General features: G+C 58.7%; 15 protein-coding genes. 7 read left to right on the plus strand and 8 right to left on the minus strand.

What is annotated here, in order from left to right; translation table 11 throughout:
• Positions 1-59: 59 nt before the first annotated feature.
• From rapA to IE089_RS03445, 4 genes are all read right to left on the minus strand, one after another.
• Entirely contained in the window at positions 60-2,822 is a 2,763-nt protein-coding gene (gene rapA / locus IE089_RS03430; RefSeq protein ID WP_189475165.1) for an RNA polymerase-associated protein RapA, read from the minus strand.
• A gap of 80 nt (positions 2,823-2,902) precedes the next feature.
• Positions 2,903-3,718, minus strand: a complete 816-nt coding sequence (locus IE089_RS03435) for a TatD family hydrolase (protein WP_189475167.1) — start codon at positions 3,716-3,718, stop codon at positions 2,903-2,905.
• Positions 3,719-3,789: 71 nt separating this feature from the next.
• A complete protein-coding gene (locus IE089_RS03440; protein ID WP_189475169.1) occupies positions 3,790-4,737 on the minus strand; it encodes a LysR family transcriptional regulator in 948 nt (315 codons plus the stop codon).
• A gap of 272 nt (positions 4,738-5,009) precedes the next feature.
• Entirely contained in the window at positions 5,010-6,713 is a 1,704-nt protein-coding gene (locus IE089_RS03445; RefSeq protein ID WP_189475171.1) for a WS/DGAT/MGAT family O-acyltransferase, read from the minus strand.
• 158 nt (positions 6,714-6,871) lie between these two features.
• Between IE089_RS03445 and IE089_RS03450 the strand changes: the two genes are divergently transcribed.
• Entirely contained in the window at positions 6,872-8,275 is a 1,404-nt protein-coding gene (locus IE089_RS03450) for a tetratricopeptide repeat protein (RefSeq protein ID WP_189475172.1), read from the plus strand.
• A 40-nt stretch (positions 8,276-8,315) separates the two neighbouring features.
• Here IE089_RS03450 and IE089_RS03455 read toward each other — a convergent pair whose 3' ends face one another.
• Positions 8,316-9,635 carry a serine hydrolase domain-containing protein gene (locus tag IE089_RS03455; protein WP_189475173.1) on the minus strand — a complete coding sequence of 440 codons (1,320 nt, stop codon included), beginning with the start codon at positions 9,633-9,635 and terminating at the stop codon, positions 8,316-8,318.
• Positions 9,636-9,703: 68 nt separating this feature from the next.
• Positions 9,704-10,141 carry an MBOAT family O-acyltransferase gene (locus IE089_RS03460; protein ID WP_189475175.1) on the minus strand — a complete coding sequence of 146 codons (438 nt, stop codon included), beginning with the start codon at positions 10,139-10,141 and terminating at the stop codon, positions 9,704-9,706.
• A 160-nt stretch (positions 10,142-10,301) separates the two neighbouring features.
• Here IE089_RS03460 and zigA point away from each other — a divergent pair, with 160 nt between their 5' ends.
• Together zigA and IE089_RS03470 are read left to right on the plus strand one after the other, a co-directional pair.
• A complete protein-coding gene (zigA, locus tag IE089_RS03465; RefSeq protein WP_189475177.1) occupies positions 10,302-11,513 on the plus strand; it encodes a zinc metallochaperone GTPase ZigA in 1,212 nt (403 codons plus the stop codon).
• Positions 11,513-12,199, plus strand: a complete 687-nt coding sequence (locus IE089_RS03470; RefSeq protein WP_229802565.1) for a DUF1826 domain-containing protein — start codon at positions 11,513-11,515, stop codon at positions 12,197-12,199. The genes zigA and IE089_RS03470 overlap by 1 nt, the downstream gene beginning before the upstream one ends.
• 14 nt (positions 12,200-12,213) lie before the next feature.
• Here IE089_RS03470 and IE089_RS03475 read toward each other — a convergent pair whose 3' ends face one another.
• Positions 12,214-12,672 (minus strand): protein tyrosine phosphatase family protein, encoded by a 459-nt coding sequence (locus IE089_RS03475; RefSeq protein WP_189475180.1) that lies wholly within the window; start codon positions 12,670-12,672, stop codon positions 12,214-12,216.
• A gap of 184 nt (positions 12,673-12,856) precedes the next feature.
• Between IE089_RS03475 and IE089_RS03480 the strand changes: the two genes are divergently transcribed.
• The 4 genes from IE089_RS03480 to IE089_RS03495 are packed head-to-tail and all read left to right on the plus strand — an operon-like array spanning position 12,857 to position 18,012.
• On the plus strand, positions 12,857-13,693 hold the full coding sequence (locus tag IE089_RS03480; protein ID WP_189475182.1) for an SDR family NAD(P)-dependent oxidoreductase: 837 nt from the start codon (positions 12,857-12,859) through the stop codon (positions 13,691-13,693).
• Positions 13,694-13,720: 27 nt separating this feature from the next.
• Positions 13,721-14,632 (plus strand): NAD-dependent epimerase/dehydratase family protein, encoded by a 912-nt coding sequence (locus IE089_RS03485; RefSeq protein WP_189475184.1) that lies wholly within the window; start codon positions 13,721-13,723, stop codon positions 14,630-14,632.
• Between the two features lie 30 nt (positions 14,633-14,662).
• On the plus strand, positions 14,663-15,892 hold the full coding sequence (locus IE089_RS03490; protein ID WP_189475186.1) for an MFS transporter: 1,230 nt from the start codon (positions 14,663-14,665) through the stop codon (positions 15,890-15,892).
• Entirely contained in the window at positions 15,889-18,012 is a 2,124-nt protein-coding gene (locus IE089_RS03495; RefSeq protein ID WP_189475188.1) for an oxidoreductase, read from the plus strand. Before IE089_RS03490 ends, IE089_RS03495 begins: the two co-directional genes overlap by 4 nt.
• Before the next feature lie 43 nt (positions 18,013-18,055).
• Here the strand turns inward: IE089_RS03495 and IE089_RS03500 are convergent, their stop codons facing one another.
• Positions 18,056-18,694: a class I SAM-dependent methyltransferase gene (locus IE089_RS03500; protein WP_229802566.1), complete on the minus strand. Its 639-nt coding sequence runs from the start codon at positions 18,692-18,694 to the stop codon at positions 18,056-18,058.
• Positions 18,695-18,707 lie beyond the last annotated feature (13 nt).

The following is an 18,707-nucleotide window of genomic DNA, read 5'->3' on the forward strand; positions in this document are numbered from 1 at the left end:
GGGGGTTCTCGATGTCATCGCTACGGGGTGCAGTATTCCACCCCGTGTAGATGCATTCATCAGGTTGTAATAATCAACCGCAGCGCCTGCATCTGCAGGTTCGCGTGCTGAATATGGATGGCGCACTCTTCTATGCGGTGCCTCAGATGATCCAGCTCCTCATCGCGAATGCTGGGGTTCACTGCCCGTAATGCCTCGAGCCGGGCGAGCTCGGCACCTAGTTCCTCGCGCATTGTCGCTTCAGCTGCCCCTAGAATGCCAGCCAGGCGCTCCTCGGCCTGTGCGCTGGCTAAACGCATCTTGGCGTCGACGTCGTCATGCACCTGTTTGATGATGGCTAGCGCCGTGGGCTTCTTGACCTTCTCAACACGATCGTTCAAACGCTGATGGGGCAGAAGTTCTGCAAGATCCTTGCCGCGTGCATCCACCAGCAAGCGCATGGGCGATAGGGGTAGGAAGCGCTCCACCTGCAGTTCACGCGGTGCCACGCAGTTCACGGTGTAAACCGTTTCCAGCAGCATCGTGCCGGCGGGAATCCCCTTGAGCTTCAGTGTGGCGATGGCGGCATTGCCCAGCTCGGTGGAGTGCACCATGTCCATGGCTTCCACCAGCATGGGATGCTCCCAGGTCAGGAAGCGTAAGTCTTCGCGGGCGAGGGCAATATCGCGACTGAATGTCACCGTGGTGCCTTCTTCACCCAGGTGGGGGAAGTGGCCGGTGAGCATGTGTTCGGTGGGGCGCAATATCAGGCATTGCTCGGAGTGAAACTCATGTTCTACGCCGAAGCTATCGCACAGGGATTCGAGGTAGTCCTGCAGTGTGTCGGCTTGCTCATCAGCCAGTATCTGTTCGATGACCGGCTCCGCGACCGAGGGCTTACAGGAATTAAGCTCCAACAGTCTGTCCCGGCCCTCGCGCAGTTCTTCGCGCGTGCTGGCGGTGAAGGTTTGGGTATCTGCAATCAATGCATCAAATTCACCGCTGCGCTGGTTGAGTTCAGGCAGTAATCGATCTTTAAAGCGTTCGAAGATCATGTTGCCTGCTGAGCAACTGTCGGTGAACAGATTGACGCCTTTGTCGAACCAGTCCAAAAGCACTTCTTGGGCAGTGCCTTCCAAGTAGGGCACGTGAATTTCTACGTCGCTCTGTTGGCCAATACGGTCCAGTCGGCCAATGCGCTGCTCGAGCAAGTCGGGGTTCAGTGGTAGATCAAACAGGATCAGGTGGTGTGCAAACTGGAAGTTACGACCTTCACTGCCGATCTCTGAGCAAACCAGGGTCTGTGCGCCATTCTCGTCATCCGCGAAGTAGGCCGCTGCGCGGTCCCGCTCAAGAATCGTCAGGCCTTCATAGAAAGCAGAGGAGCGAATGCCGGCGCGCATTTGCAAGTGATGCTCCAGCGCAACGGCAGTATCGGCACTGGCGCAGATCACCAGTACCTTTTGCGGGCGCAGTGATTTCAGCTTCTCCTCTAGCCAATTAACCCTTGGGTCAAAGCCCAGCCAGCTATCGTCAATAAATGGCCGCTCCGGATGAAGCTTCTCATCCACGTCGACAACAGCGTGCGTGTACTGTTCAGGCGGCGTCAGTGGATAGCGGTGTAAATGACGCTCGGGGAAGCCGCGTACGGCTGCGCGCGTGTTGCGGAATAGCACACGGCCGGTGCCGTGACGGTCAAGCAGCTGCTTGATAATGTCATCGGCACCTTCAGTGGTATCCACGTCTTCCGGCAAATCAGCGGGAATCTCGTTAGCCTGTAGCGCTTCCACCTGTGCACTGAGGGCGCGATAACCCTGTTCCTCGGCTTGAAAAGCTTCCAGTGAATGGAAGCGTGAGGGGTCTAGCAGGCGCAGGCGGGCAAAGTGGCTGGCCTGGCCCACCTGTTCCGGCGTAGCGGTTAGCAGCAACAGACCGCGGCTGCGCGCTGCCAGCGTCTCCACCAATTGGTAGTCTTCGCCCGAGCCCGATTCGCTCCAGGCGAGGTGATGGGCTTCGTCTACAACAACCAGGTCCCAGGGAGCTGCCAGTGCCGCAGCTTTCAGCGTGTCCTGGCCTTGGAACAGATCGCTGGCACAGAGTATCAACTGTTCGCTTTCAAAGGGGTTGTCGCCGTCGGCCTCTGCCAAGCGCTCCGCATCAAAAAGGGCGAAGCGCAGATTGAATCGGCGCAGCATTTCCACCAGCCACTGGTGCAACAGACTCTCGGGCACCATTACTAAAACGCGCTGGCTACGGCCCGTCAGCAATTGCTGCTGGATAATCATGCCGGCTTCGATGGTCTTACCGAGACCCACTTCATCAGCCAACAACACGCGCGGTGAGTGGCGCTTGCCAACTTCATTGGCAATGTACACCTGATGCGTCAGCAGGCTGGTGCGCGAGCCCATCAGGCCGCGCGCATCGGAGCGTTGCAAGCGATCCAGATGATCGAGCGTCGCCACGCGCAGCGCGAAGTCGTCATTGCGATCAAAGTGCCCGTTCAGCAGGCGTTGCTGCGGCGTGGTTAGCTGGACGAAGGCATTGAGCTCCAGCTCGGAGATCACCACTTCCTCATCGTGATGATCGGTGCCGCGGTACAACAGCAGACCTCGGTCTTCGATCACGCCCGTGACCAGAAGCTCCACACCATCAATGGTGGCAACATGATCGCCTTCCTTGAAGCGCAGCCGGGTGAGGGGGGCCGTGTCGATAGCGTAAGTGCGTTCTTCATCAACGGCGGGGAAGCTCAGCGTCACACGCCTGCCATCGATGTCTACCACTATGCCCAGGCCGAGTTGGGCATCGGCGTGACTGACCCAGCGTTGTCCGACGGTGTATTCCATAATTCAGGCAGTGCTCTTAACGGGTTGGATGAGCGAAGAGGGCGCGTATTTTATCACCCGCCAGCCTAGTGGCCAGCGTCTTAGGCGGCCTCTGGAAAAAACAAACGGAGGCTGTTTTCGCGGGTGATCTGCAACAACTCTTCAACCGGCAGTTCTTTGACCTCGGCCACCTTCTCGGCCACGAAAGGCAAGTAAAAGGGAGCGTTAGGTCGGCCCCGGTAAGGCACGGGGGTGAGATAAGGCGCGTCTGTTTCCAGCAGCAGTTGCTGTACCGGAGTATGCGCGATGATCTCGCGCACATTGGCGGCGTTATTAAAAGTAGCGATGCCGTTAAAGCCCAGCAGGAAGCCCTCATTCAGGCAGAATTGCGCCAGTGCTAGCGATGAGGTAAAGCTGTGGATGACGCCGCCGGCAGGCAGCTTGCCGCTAAAGTTAGCGAGCAGGGCGCGCGTGTCATCGTCGGCTTCGCGGGTGTGTATGACAACGGGTAAGGCCACATCTGCCGCGATCTGCAACTGCTGCTCGAAGGCATCGCGTTGCTTGGCGCGGTCTGCGTGGTCGTAGTAGTAATCTAAGCCTATCTCGCCGATGGCCACAACCTTCTCATCAGCAGCACCTGCGCGGATAACGGCGGCGACATCCTCATTGAAGTCATTGGCCTCATGAGGGTGTATGCCCTGTGTGGCCCATACATCCGGCTGACCGGCGGCGATGGCCCTGACCGTCGCCAGATTGCCCGGCGATACGGCAATGGTGATGATGCGCTCTATGCCCACCTCGCGACTGCGCGCCAGCACAGTCTCCAGTTCATCGCCGTCCAGATAATCCAGATGGCAGTGGGTCTCGATCAGGGGTGTCGAAAACGTTGGTATGTTCCGTTTGGCTTTTTTGCTCATGGTCGCTGACTGTGATTAAGGCAAGTTGCGCGGCGCGAAGTATGCCACAGCGGTATATCTACTGCAGGCGATTAACCCCGGTGTATGGTACGAACCCGCAGTCCGCGCAGGGTGTCCAGTATCTGTTCCCATAGCCAGTTGTGGAGGGCGGAGTGCGCGGTCCGTTCGTGAGCCACCAGGCGGTACTGCAGCTCGTAACTGGCGCCTTCTGGCACAGGCAGTGCCGCGATGCCGCGGGTTGCCTGTTCGTTTCGCACAAGGTACGCCGGCCCGGGAAGAAAATAGTCGGTGCTGCGCAGCACCTCCAACGCCGTCAACAAGTGAGAGGTTTCCAGCGACCCCTGTTGCGGGCTTCGCGCACGGATAAACGCCTCTGAGGAGCGCGCAATTTCCAGATGATCCAGGTCTGAGATGTACAGCCTGATCAGGGGGTAGCTGGCCAGTCGATCCCAGGAAACCTCGCCCTCGGTGAGCGGATGACCCTCCCGCACCAGAATTGCCGGCGGCGAACTCCCCAGGGTTTGCCAGCGATAGGCGGGTGGGTAGGTGGTCTGGGCGATCTGAATGGCGAAATCGAGATTGCCCTGCGCAAGCTGCTCCAGCTGGTTTTCGATGCGGGTGATGGTGCGAATGCTGAGCCGTGGAGCCAGGTCATGCAGCCGCTGAATCAGGGGAGGAAGTAGCGCGACGCCGATGTACTCGGACAGCGCCAGAGTGATTTCGCCGTCGTAGTCTGCCGGGCTGAAGGCCTCGCCTTTCACCAGGCGGTCTATGCCACCCAGTAGTTCCTGCAGTTCGCCGCGCAGTTCATTGGCTCTTGGGGTGGGCTGTATACCCCGGCCGCTGCGGGTGAACAGGGGGTCGGCGAAGACATCCCGCAAGCGAAGCAGGGTTTTACTCATCGCTGGCTGGGTGATGTTCAAGCGATCAGCCGCCCGGGAAACGCTACCTTCTTCTAGTAAAACCTGTAACGATAACAATAGGTTAAGGTCGATTCTTGCGAGATCACGTGTGTCCATTTGTGCGCCTAAATATAATTATCATTCATGTGTTTCATAAATATAATACATTTGAGGCATATGTTGGGGCTGGTTATAGTTAATCCATCTCGAAACGGGTCTCTCAGGAGGCCGATGGCGCCAAGCCGCCGTTGATGGGAAACCATCCAGGTCCGAACGAGTGTATTTTGCGAACCCGCCGTCAGGCGGGTTTTTTTATGCCTGGCTGCCGGGCCTGGCACTCCGTGGCGGGCGGGTGGGGCGAGGGCGCTATCCGCTGCTGAGCCGATGGCTCAAGAGGCGCTTTTGAGCTTGGGTACGACACTGAGTTGTGGTTTTCCAGCCCTTCGCCTCGTGCCGGCTTTACCACTCTTTGTGGCCGTTGTCTTTTGGGCGCCGGTTGCTTTTGCGGTTCTGCGGGGTGCCTTACGCTTGGCGGACGCTTTGGCTTTGGTCTTCGCCTTTGTTTTAGCCTTTGCTTGAGTGGCTGCCCTCGCTTTGGAGGGTTTGCGTGCAGCCCCCGAATTTGCCGCTTTCTTGCGCTTGGAGCCGCCGGCCTTTGCCGCATCCTCTGCGGGCTTGCTGACGGCAGCTTCATACAGCTCGTTGAACGCCTGTTCCAAACAGTCATGGTACAGCTCGGGGTCGGGCATGATGTCCCGGTCGGCCAGCACCGACAGCGAGATCTTGCCTGAGTAGCTGAATACGAGGTGGAAGATTCCCATGCCGGGCGTCAGCACGCCGAGTCCGTAGTAATCCACCATCCGGGCGCCGGTGGAGTAGAGCGGGAAGTTCGGACCGGCCACGTTGGATACAACGGTCGAGATGTTCATCGGCACGTGCTGTGACAGGTTGTTCCTGGACCATAGACGAGCCGCCCCTTTTGCAATGAAGGGCGTTACCGCGCCGGCGAGTTTCAGGATATCCACCATTGGGCTGCTCTCGCCCGAGTCTTTGGCTTCCTGAGTTGCTGAGTGAACCGCTTGCAGGCGAGCAATCGGGTCTTTGATGTCAGTATGCATGGAGGCAAACACGGCCCCCACCTGATTGTTGTCCTCCGAAGCCTCGCGACGTGCGCGCATGTTGAGGGGCATGGAGGCTGCCAATGATCCTGCGATGCGCTCGCCCTTGGCATCGAGGTAGCGTGAGAGGGCGCCGCCGATAATCGTGAGCGCAACGTCATTGATCGTCACCTTGCCGGCGTCTTTGATGTCCTTGAAACCCTGCAGTGGGAATTCTGCCGCATCGAACACGCGGTGAGGCCCAACGGGCTTATTGAGAAGAGTCTTGGGTGCCGACATGTCCGGCGCGGGGATCTCCTCGCGGGCGATGTCGTAGATGTACTTGCCCATGTCTTTGGCATTACTGATGCTGCTTCGCAGCAGGCCCCATGAGTTCTTCACGCCATTGACGGAAGCGCGGGTTAGCAGCTCCGCCATGCTGGGTTCTGTATCGACGATTCTGGGCTGCGCATCGTCTTCCGGATTATAGACGGGGTCCGGTTCCAGGTCGTGCAGCAGCGCCATGAATGACGAACCACCCGCACCGTCCACCATCGAATGGTGCATTTTGGTATAGATGGCAAAGCAGCCCGAGGGCAGGTTGGGAATCTTGTCCAGGCCTTCGATGATGTAGGCCTCCCACAGAGGGCGAGACATATCCAGTGGTCTGGAGTGCAGGCGAGCGACCTGAATGCACAGCTGTCGCCAGTCACCGGGTTGGGGCAGCGCAATGTGCCGCAGGTGGAACTCAACGTCGAAATTTGCGTCTTTAACCCAGTAGGGTCTGTCAAAGCCACCAGGGACTTCAACAAGGCGGGTGCGGAACAGTGGGTTGCGATTCAGCCTGCGCTCAAAGTTGGCAATTACCTGTTTGAAGCGAACGAAGCCGCCGGGGGCCGTGGAGGGGTCATAGATACCCAATCCGCCAATATGCTGCGGTGTATTGGTCTGCTCCAGATTGATAAATGCCGTGTCGAGAACGCCGAGTTGTTTCATCGCCAAACCCCCAGATGATGTCTAATAACAATAGCAGAAGCGCAGGCGGTGCTGTGGCACCACGCGTCATCAGCGATTTTGTCTTGAGGCTGCACCTGGAGTGATACGACTTTTTATGTGGCAGCAGCGAGTAAGGGTACCATTGCCGAACCATGAATATGAGCCGGACTATTACCTCTTTGCCTGACTTCCACCTTCGCGGTATGGGATATCACGCTCGCCTTCTGCTGCTGTTGGTACTGTGGGTGTACGCCGGTAGCAGCAATGCCAGCAGCGCCTACGGCCGCTGGTTTGTTCTTGAGACTGCCAACTCAGACCGAGCCCCAGTCCAATTGGGAGCGGCGCCGCCGGGTGCAGGCGTGGCGTCTCATCCGGGATCTGAGGTTGAAGGGGACGAGTTGATAGCTGCGTCTGGCGAGGCAGAGGTTAGCGATGCCGCCTCGCTGTCGCAGCTGGAACAACAGCTCGACGACGCACGCGTGCAGGGGGGGGCTTATTCTCAGGCCCTGGCCGAGCCTTTGGGTGATCTGGCGCGCTATTACCGTAGCCAGGGAGACTTCGCCGCAGCCTTGAGTCTGTATGGGCAAGCCCTTCACAACCTGCGTGTGAATGAGGGCCTGTACAGTGAAGGTCAGGTGCCTCTGGTGCGTGAAATGTTATCGCTGTATCGGGATGCGGGGGAGTACGAATCACTGGATGATCGTTACGATTACTTTTTCCGGCTCTATGGCAGTGGCCAGCCACCCTATGACGATCTGCGCCTGCGCGCTGTCACTGAGTATTTGCGTTGGCAGCGAGAGGCCTACCTCAGAGGGCTGCGAAGCAGCGACAGGGATCTGCTGACACTGTTTGAGCGCAACAGCCGGCTGCTGAGACGCAACGATGATGCGCCGCCACTGCCGCCCGAGTGGGAGCAGGCGCTGGTGCTCAGCCAGATTCAGAATCTGTACGTGCTCGCCCAGGCGGTTGAGCCACTGGTGGTCTACGGCAATGCTTCAAATGTGTTCTCCAATAGCCGGCGCCTCCCAGGTGCCGGCCCCGATGAACAGCAACAGGACTTTACCCGCACCCGTCTTGAGAATATCGACAGGACTGTGCTGGCGCGCGGACGCCGCTTGATGGAAGACTTGCTGGCGAAGACGCCGCCGGATCGTGTAAAGCAGCGTGCGTTATTGCTGCGTGAGCTCGGTGACTGGTACCAGTGGCACGAGAGTAGCGAGCGAGCGATGGACTACTACCAGCAATCGATAGCGCTGCTACAGGGCGCCCAGCGATCTGATCTGGTGGAGCAGTGGTGGGGGCAACCGGTGGAACTTCCGGACAGTAATGTGTTTGTTGTGCCCGGCCAGTCTTCAGGCGACAGTCTGCAGGTTGGTATGACGGTGTCGGCCAGCGGTCGCGTCACGGTAGACAGCCTCGCGTTTAATGGTGCGCCTACAGATAACATCGGGAGCCGGTTGCGCCGCGAGCTGGATAGCACACGGTTTCGACCGGCCTTTGTGAATGGCGAGCCTGTGGCCGCACGCATTGCGCGGCGTGATTATCGCGTACAGCAGCGTTAATACCTCTAGGCCAGCTAATGTTTGCTGTGCCCCGATAGCTTCATTTACCCATCAGGTAATCAGCCACTGCTTGATACGCGGGTAATGAGGTGGGATCGATATAGGCATTGGCGGATATGGGATAAGTGGCGAAGCGAGCTATCACCATCTCTGCCTTGGGGTCGATATAAATGGCCTGCCCGTGAATGCCGCGGGCGCTGTAGGCGCCATTCTCATTGTGAAGTGCCCACCACTGGCTACGGTAACTGCCGCCGGGGAGTGTTGAATACCCCGCACTGGCGAACTTTTCGGGGTCCCCGCCGCCGGCAATGGAGGTCACAACAGCTTCGGGGATGATGCGTTTGCCGTCATACATGCCACCTTGCAGCATCATCTGGCCGAAGCGCGCTGCATCGCGCAGCCCCAGACTTAATCCACCTGCAGCCAGGGGCGTGCCCAGGCTGTCCACCATCATGTCTGCCTCCTGCGCCATGCCCAGAGGCTGCCAGAGACGCTCTTCCAGGTGCTGCAGGAAGTCCTTGCCGCTGGCTCGGGCAATCACCCAGGCCACAACATCAGTGTTCACGGACTTATAGCGAAACACTTCGCCGTGTTCATTGGCTTTCCTGACGCCCTGCAGGTACTCGTAAAAGTTACGCGCGCCTTTGTAGTCTGCGGGCTTGGGTGTGGGATCGCCCGCTGCAGCATAGGCCCAGATATCGGCTTTCGGGTCTGCATAGTCTTCGTTGAAGACCAGCGAGGTGGTCATGTCCATGACTTCGCGCACCGTTGCTGATCCGAAAGCACTGTTGGCGAGTTCGGGAACGTATTGCGTCACCGGCGCGCTGTCATCCAGAGTGCCCTCCGCGATCAGTATCTCTGCCACGGTGCCGACAAAAGACTTTGTGACTGACATCGCCCCGTGTCTGCCAGCCTGATTCAGGCAGCCGCTGTAGTATTCGTAGACGATGACGCCCTTGTGCATGATGAGGATGCCGTCCGTGTAATTGGCATCCAGTGACTCACGCCAGGTCATATCGCTGTCTTTTCCAATGGGGGTAAAAGACAGTGATTCTATTGCCGAATCCGGTGCGCTGGTCATGGCGGAGGAGGGGCCAAGTCCCCGTGAGACTCGCCGGCTAGCCTGCATTTCCCGCAGGTGACAGAAGGTCCAGCGCAACTTGGGAAAGCTGAGGTAGTCGCTGGCCGGTGGTGCTATTACGCGATCCGCGGCCGTGGGGAAGCCCGTCATCCAACCCATGGTGCGAGGGTCTGACGCAGCGGCATCGAGCGCATGGGGTTGGGCGAATGCGCTAGTAGCGATCAAAGTACCGCCCAGCAGTGCGAGGCGTGCAAGGTGAGATGAAAGCGTGGTCATCATTGGTGCGCTCCTGCTGTTATGGTTTCAGTATAGGCCCTATGTACCGCGCGGTACGTTTTCCTCCGGGCTCAGAGCAGGCTGCGCGTCAGATAAAAGCTGCCCACAATCAAACCGCCATTGCTACCGTATCGCAATGCGGTGGGGAATTTACGCCAGGTGATTCCCAGACTGTCGGTTGCGACGACCCCCAGTCCCATGAGAGCGAAACACGGTGTGAAAACAAACACGGTTTCCAGCCGCAATAGCGAGACGGCCAGGTCATGCGCGGCGCCGCTGACACCAAAGGTCAGAACAATGGCGAGGAGCAGGGGAAGGTGTGCGCTCAAAGGGCGCATGATGTAGCGCGAGAGGTAGTACCCCCAGATCGGGTTCCAGTGTTGCCAGAACAGCCGAAAAGACGCGGCACCCAATGAGCGCTTGAGCATGGCCTGCAATGAGCCTGCAGCACCCAGAGGCAAGCCGTTTCGCCGCTTGACGTAGCGTCTCAAGGATAGTGTCTTGCTCATCCAGCCTGAATCCGATCAATGAACCCGCACACCGACCGCAGCGGCCGGAGAGTAGCGTTGGCTCTCATCATACTGGTGGAGCGCGCTTGCGGTAGTCCGTTGGGAGATAGTTTTAGATATGTTATAACGTATCTATTAAATTCCAATCGGTAGCCGTCTGATGCAAAGCCAACCCACACCCCACCTACCCGTTACTGTGCTGTCTGGATTTCTCGGCGCAGGGAAGACCACTGTCCTTAGCCACGTGCTGAATAACCGTGAGGGCAAGAAGGTCGCGGTGATCGTCAATGACATGAGTGAGATCAACATCGACTCAGAGATCATCCGGAATGACGTAGAGCTAAGTCGTAGTGAAGAAAAGCTGGTAGAGATGAGCAACGGCTGCATCTGCTGCACATTGCGGGAAGATTTACTGGAGGAGGTGAACGCGTTGGCACGTGACGGGCGGTTCGACTACTTGCTGATCGAGTCGACCGGAATATCAGAGCCCCTGCCTGTCGCCGAAACTTTCACTTTCGCCGACGAAGACGGCGTATCCCTGTCAGACGTTGCCACCCTGGATACCATGGTGACGGTCGTCGATGCGGTAAATTTTCTAACGGATTATGACGCGGCCTTGTCACTGCAGGATAAGGGTGAATCTCTGGGTGAGGACGATCAACGCAATATCGCCGACTTGCTGGTTGATCAAGTGGAATTTGCTGATGTGATCCTTATTAGCAAAACCGATCTGGCCTCGGAAGCAGATATTGAACGCTTAACCGCCATTTTGCGTGCCTTGAACACTGATGCGGATATTATTCCGATCGAGAAAGGCAAGGTCGATATTGACGCCATCCTGAATACGCGGAGGTTTGATTTCAGCCGTGCACAGCAAGCGCCGGGCTGGCTGAAAGAGATGCGCGGCGAGCATGTGCCGGAGTCTGAAGAGTACGGTATCGGAAGTTTCAGTTATGAGGCGCGTCGGCCGTTTCATCCCGCCAAATTCTTCCAGTTCCTGCACTCCATCGAGGACTATGGCAAACCATTGCGATCGAAAGGCTACTTCTGGTTGGCCTCCCGGCCACAGTTTGCAGGCCAGTGGAGTCAGGCGGGCGGTATTGCCCATTATGGCTTTGCGGGCATGTTCTGGAAGGCGACTCCCCGCAGCAATTGGCCCCAGGACGAGCAGTGGCTGCAGTCCATTCAGGAAAACTGGGTAGAACCTTTCGGTGATATGCGTCAGGAACTGGTGTTCATTGGTCAGAATCTCGATCAGGAGAAAATTACTCGGGCACTGGATGCTTGCTTGTTGAGTGAAGACGAAGTTTTACGCGGTAAGGAATACTGGTATTCGCTGGAAGACCCCTTCCCGGAATGGCAGGCACCCTGATGAGCGCAACCGTGACAGCGGCAGCGACAGCGAGCGACGAATACAAGGCAACAACGAAGCTGCGTGGTCTGGCGCGAGCCAGCGTCAACCCGACCGACCTGAGTGATATCTATCGCAGCGATACCAATATCGCGGTTTGGCAGCGGCAGCTGCCATGTCCAGTGCAGCAGGAAGTGGCTGCATTGCTCGCTGGCAGTGCACCGTGTGAAGTGTCTCTAACAACATCGCCAGAGCGTTTGAGAGCGGCGCTAGGCATCGCGCTACCGGGAGCGCAGATAGACGCTTTGGTTGACGATATTGCCGAGCTGGTGGAAATGTATACCTGCCTGTTCGAGTGGGATTGTGTCGGGCTGCGCCTTACGGCGTTAACGCGCGCAATGTGCCCGCGTTTTCACGTGGATCACGTGCCCTGCAGGATTGTCACCACCTATCAGGGGCAAGCTACACAGTGGCTGAAACATCAAGTGGTGAATCGCGAGAGGTTGGGGCGCGGTAGCGAGGGCAAACCTGATGACGTTTCCGGGCTCTACGCCGCAGCTTCGGCGATTGAGCAACTTGCAGCCGGTGATGTCGCACTCCTAAAGGGAGAGCGCTGGCTTGGCAATGAAGGTGCAGGACTTGTTCACCGTTCCCCAGCATTGGAAGATGGTGAACGCCGACTGTTGCTCACCCTTGATATGGCCTGAACACTGCGCGAGATCTATTCCTGACGCTGTCCCGGTTGAACAGGCGCCTGCGCAATAAACCGATTCCACACCCCATCCATCTGTGGCAGCCATTGCTCCAGCAGCGGCGACTGCGCCCGCTCTGCCGTGTGCTCGGCATAATCCTGAAGGTAGCGAAACAAAAACGCCGAGACCCGTGCGTTCACAATGCAGTGAACCCAGAGTCGCTTTTCTTGCCAGGCCTGCATTACGCCGCAGAAGGACTGATAGTGTTCCTCTGTCGGCGCATCGAAGGGCACCGGTATGTGCACATATGCCATACCCTGTGCGCTTACCAGCGCCCCTTCGTTTGCGAGGGATTGCTCGTGATCAGGCATCGCCAGATTAATCACAGCATCAAACCCCATCCTGCCAATGTTCTCGAAGTCCTCGGCGGAAGGTTGTCCCGACGTCGCGAGGCGGTCATTAAAGTGGAACTCGTTAAGAATCGCCATGGTTGTCTTGCCTCGCTCAAGTAGTCGTTGATTTTCGCCGGCTTGCGCCCAGTCAAGGTGACTATACCAAGCTGGAAAATGCGCCTCTATGCATCGTCCTGCGGCGGTGGCTCTGCGATGATGAACGCTGCCGGCTTTGTGCCGGGAAATCATAAGAATAACCTTCGTCAGGGAGTTAACACGCGTGTCTCAACGTCCCGTCGCATTCATCACTGGCGCCAGTCGCGGAATTGGCGCTGCCACTGCACGCGCATTGGCGACTGCAGGTTACGACCTTGCGATTACGGCGCGCTCTCTCGAGGAAGGCGAGCAGCATGAGCATGGCAGCTGGCAGAGTAACACCCAGCCGCTGGCGGGTAGCCTCACCACGACCGCGCGGCAGGTCGAAGCAGAGGGGGGGCAATGCCTTTGCCTGCGATCCGACATCCTTGAGCCCGCGTCAGTGCTGGCGGCCGTTGAAGCTGCACAGAATCACTACGGGCGTATCGACCTCCTGTTTAACAACGCCTGCTACCAGGGGCCCGGAAACCAGCAGCGTTTGCTGGATGTCACGCCCGAGCAGGTCTCTGCAATCTATCAGGGAAACGTGCTGACTCCTCTTGCTACCGTACAGGCTGTGCTGCCGGGGATGCTGGCGCGTGGGGAGGGCACTATTCTGAACATGGTGTCCGGGTCTGCGGTAAACCCGCCGCCGGCGCCGGCGGATCAGGGTGGGTGGGGCTTTGCTTATCCCTCATCCAAGGCAGCTCTGCTGCGCATGGTGCTAAGCCTTCGTGTGGAGCACGCCGGCAGTGGTCTGCGATTTTTTAACGTTGAACCCGGCTTTGTGTACACCGAAGTCATGCGTGCCAACAACTTCGGCGAAGAGCAGGCGCAGCGTTTCAACCCGACGGACCCCGCAGAGGTCGCCGCGATCGTGTGCTGGCTGGTCAGCAGTGATGACGCATTGGCCTATGCTGACAAGGACCTGATTTTTGCCCCACAGCTGCACCAGCGACTCTGGGGTGAAAAGCCGCTTTGACGCCCGCATCAACAAGGAAATAACAGCATGAAAGTATTGGTAATCGGCGGCTCCGGCCTGATTGGTGGTGAGGCTGCATTGCACATGAGCGCACTGGGACACGATGTCAGCATCATGTCGCGCCAGCCACCGCAGGCGCCATCCCTTGCTGCCTTGCCGCATATCCCCGGTGATTACGTGAACGATGATTTGGGGGATGGTCGGCTGGAAGGTTTCGACTGGCTCGTGTTTTCAGCTGCTGCCGACATTCGCAATTTACCGCAGGATGGCTCTGTAACTCCCCAGGCGTTTTACCAGCGGGCGAATGATGAAGCGGTGCCTCGGGCGATCGAGCATGCCAGCGCAGCGGGTATCCGGCGCGTGGTGTACATCGGTAGCTTTTATGCCCAGGTAGCGCCGCACCGCATCGAAGAATGCCCCTATGTGGCATCGCGCTACAACACCGACCGTTTGGTGCGCGGTCTGTCCGGTCTTGAATTCGACGTGATCACGCTGGACTGTCCTTTTATTCTGGGGCATGTGCCGGGCACCACGGTGCCCTATCTGGCTGCGCTGGCTAACTACGCGGCAGGGCGCCTGAGCGATCTGCCGGTGTTTGCACCGGTGGGTGGCACCAATCATATGAGTGCACACTCTGTCGCTCAGGCGGTGGCCGCGGCGTTCGAGCAGGGCGAACCCGGGCGCGCTTATCTGGTAGGGGATGAAAACTACAGCTGGAAGGACTATCTGGAGCTGTGGTTCCGCGAGGCCGGCAACCCGCAAGCCCTGCCGGTGCTTGAAGACGATCACCCGCTGTTTCCCAACGCCATAATGTTTGCTGGCGCTGGCGCAACAGTGTCCTATGAGGTGGATGCCAATGACTACAAAGCCCTGGGACAATATGACCGTCACCAGATCGCGCCGACAATCCGCAAAGTGTTGGCAGCCTGTGTGCAGTAGTGTCATGGCCGCCGAGTGGAGGGAGTCCTGATGTATTACGGCTGGCGCGTGGTTGCAGGGGCATTCATCGCCCAGTTCTTCGTTGTGGGTTTTTTCACCTACTCAATCACCCTGCTGGTGGGCCCGGTGCGGGAAACCTTCGGTGTCTCACTGGAGCAGGTGATGTACAGCATGACGGCGGCCACGTTGGTGGGCTTGGTGCTACAGCCGCTCGCGGGCGTTATGGTCGATCGTTACTCGGTGCGCTGGATTATGGTTGGTGGCGGTTTGGTATACGGAGCTGGGCTGCTATTGCTGTCGCAGGTTCAGAGCATACTCGCCTACATCGTGGTCTTTGGGATCACCTTATCCACGGCCAATTGCTTTGCCGGTACGGTGAGTGCCTCCGCTGTGATCACACGTTGGTTCACAGCCAGCCGTGGCCGTGCTCTCGGTATCACAGCGATCGGCACCTCTGTGGGCGGTATCGCGGTGCCTGCCCTGATCAGTGCTTGGTTAACCCAAGGTGACTGGCGCCTCGCAGTCGAGAACTTCGGGCTGGCGATACTGCTGGTGATGGTGCCCGGCATGGCACTGTTGGTCAGGGGGTATCCCTCCGATGTGGGGCTTGAGCCCGAACCTGCGGGAGATCTGCAGGCACCGGCAGGCAACTCGCGGGTCTGGCAGTTGGGGGATATTGTGCGCTCCGGCCAATTCTGGCTGATGGGCAGCTGTATGGGCTTGCTCTTTGCTGCGTACAGTGCGGTGCTGGTTAACCTCACCCCGTATGCAACCCTGCAGAACTTGTCGGCAGAGCAGGGCGCCTCGCTGATTATGGCAGTAGCGATCGGGGGCTTTGCCGGAAAAATCCTGTTTGGCGTTATGGCGGACAAGCTGCCACTTCGTAGCGGTCTGTGGATAGCTCAAGCCTTAATTGTTATTGCGTTTGTCGGCTTGTATTTGACGCCCGAGTACCAAGCGCTATTGGGAATCTGTGTTGTGATGGGCGTTGCCACCGGTGGCATGTTGCCTGTTTGGGGAGCGATCATGGCTTCGCTGTTTGGCGTGGCCAGTTACGGCCGGGCCATGGGCCTCATGGGGCCGGTGATTACCTTGTTTATTATGCCCACCTATCCGCTGGTGGGACGTTTGTTTGATGCCACCGGTAGTTATCACAGCAGCCTGATGGTCACAGCCTCAATGGTGGTGGTGTCAGGCCTTTTGCTAACCGCAGTGTCTCTGCAACAGGCGCAGTCAACGAGCCAGGAGAGTGCCGTATGAGTCATGATTATCAACACCTGTTGGCGCCCGGAAAGATCGGCAACCTGCAGCTGCGTAATCGCATGATTGTCTCGTCCATGGGTGTGAACCTCGCTGAGGCCGACGGCAGCTGTGGCGAGCGCGTACTGGCTTATCACGAACGTCAGGCCCAGGGTGGGGCGGGGCTTATCATGCTGGGTGTGACGGGCGTGGCCTGGCCCCATGGCGGCAACCTGCCGCGCCAGATTGCGATCTCCGAAGACCGGCACATTCCCGGCCTGCGCGCCGTTGCCGACGCGGTGCACCAACACGGCGCCAAACTGGCGGCGCAGCTACATCACGGAGGCATGGTCTCCGTTCAGGACGCGAAGGAGGGGCGGCCCATCTGGATGCCCGCGTATCCGGAGATGGGCCAGAGCGATCTGGCCGACGGCATGTTGCCAGAGGAAATGACGGCGTTTCAGGACCCGGATGCGCCGACGCCGCAGCCGCACATCGTTACACGGGAAGACCTGCAGCAGTTGGTCCAGCGTTTTGCCGATGCGGCGGGGCGAGCGGTAGAGGCGGGTATTGATGGCCTGGAAATTCACGGCGGGCACGGCTATATCATTTCGGGCTTTTTGTCGCCGTCTTCGAATGACCGCAGCGATGAGTACGGCGGTTCGCTGGAGAATCGCGCGCGTCTGTTACTGGAGATCATTGCCGCGGTGCGTGAGCGCGTGGGCCGTGATTATCCCGTGTGGGTAAAGCTCGATGCGGGCGAGTACGGTAAACACGGTGGTATCAGTCTTGCCGACGCCATAGCGACGGCAAAAATGGCGGAGAAGGCAGGCGTGGATGCGATCACCGTATCCGCCTACCACGACACCGACCGGGGCGCTTTGCACTCAGAGTCCAATATTCCCCATGTGCCGGAGCGCATGGTGCCGGACGCAACCGCCATCAAGTCGCAGGTCTCGGTGCCCGTGATTGCGTCCGGGCGCATTGAGCCAGAGTCTGCAAGCCGGCACATCGGTAAACAGCACTTCGACTTTCTGGGTATGGGCCGCAAGATATTGGCCGACCCCGCCTTGCCGGCCAAGCTTGCCGCGGGCACGCCCGAGCGAATTCGCCCCTGCGTTTACTGCTACTGCTGTGTCAGCCAGATTTACGTACTCAATCCGGTGAAGTGCGCGGTCAACCCGGAAACGGCGCGCGAACGCGAGCGTGAACTTATCCCGGTGAAGCAGGCCCGGCATATTGCTGTTGTGGGGGGTGGTCCCGGTGGTATGGAAGCGGCGCGGCGATTGTCGCTGCGCGGGCATCAGGTGACGCTGGTGGAGCGTAGCTCTCGCCTGGGCGGTACCTTGCAGTTTGCGGCCATTGCCTACTCACCCAACGCACGGTTGCTGGATTGGCTGCGCAGCGAGGTGACCGCTTCTACTGTCGATGTGCAACTGAACGCTACCGTGACTCCGAACTACTTAAGACAACTGGGTGTTGACGAGGTGGTCGTAGCCACTGGCGCCCGACGCGATATGCCAGCCATTCCCGGCGCAGAGCAGGACTTTGTGTTCAGTGGTGACGAGATGCGTTCTCTGGTTGTCGGCGAGGCGGGGCCAGCACTGAGGCGTAAAACCTCTGGCACCACGCGCCTGCTGATGCAGGCTGGGCGCGCAACGGGCCTCACAGCCCGCGCTGCCTGGGTACAGCGCGCCAGTAAATTCTGGCTGCCGCTGGGTAAGCAGGTGGTGATTGTCGGCGGTGAATTGGTGGGGCTGGAACTGGCAGAGTTTCTGGCCGAACGCGGTCGTAAGGTCACAGTAATCGAGCCCACGGCTAATGCCGGTCGCGGTTTGTACCTGGTGCGCCGGATGCGTTTGCTGGCGGAGCTCCGCGAGTTAGGTGTGAGCCTGATCAAAAACAGCGCGGATGTCGCCATCGATGACCACGCCGTGTCTTATACCAACCACCGTGGCCAGCGCCGGTCTGTTGTCGCCGATCACGTGATTGTGGCTCAGGGTGCAGCGGGTGATACAACGCTTGCCGACGAGTTGTCTGACGAGGGCTTCAAGGTGCACAGCATTGGCGATTGCACTGGCGTTAGCTACATCGAGGGTGCGCTGGAATCCGCGGCAGAGCTAGCGGTAGCGCTGGACTGAGGTGGTAGCCGCGCACTGAGCAGCGTGCGCGGTGCCTTCGTGCTTAAGCGTTGTCGATAATCAGGATTGCACCACGCGCTGAGAAGCTGCCGCGCGTTTGCCATTCTATGAGCTCGCCGCCATGGCGGTTCACGCAATGTTCGGCCATCTCCAAAAAGGTAGAGCGCTCTGGATCTGCGATCATAATTCGCTTAACGCCGGCATCCAGCGCACGATCAATCATATTGCCGACGGGCTTTACCAGTTCATCCCAGAAACAAATGTCGGCGGCCAATAGCAGGTCCTGGTCGGTAAAGCGCTTGCGCGACATCTGCTGGAATTTGCTGACCAGATGTGTGGTGGCAACGCCATTCAGGCGGGCGGCAACATCCAGGAAGGGAAAGACGTCCGGGTCGGCATCTACGGAGATAACCTCACTGCCAAATTGCTTAGCGCACCAAATGCCCGCTAGCCCCCAACCGCAACCGACATCCACCACCGTGGCTGTGTGCTCCGGCGGGTGCTTCTGCAAGTGATCGATGAGCAGGGCGCTGGACTTCCACAGCTTGGTGCCGTGAATACTGGGGCTAACGCCCGCACGCTTAACCTTTCGGATCTCCGGGTGGGAGCCGGTGGGCATGACAACGCCGCGAAAACGGTGCTGTAAAACCGGGGGTTTTCTCTTGCGGGGCGTCTCAGCCACAAGCCCTCCTTGC

It is taken from the genome of Parahalioglobus pacificus (genome assembly GCF_014652275.1).
In the GTDB taxonomy this organism is placed as follows: Bacteria; Pseudomonadota; Gammaproteobacteria; order Pseudomonadales; family Halieaceae; genus Parahalioglobus; species Parahalioglobus pacificus.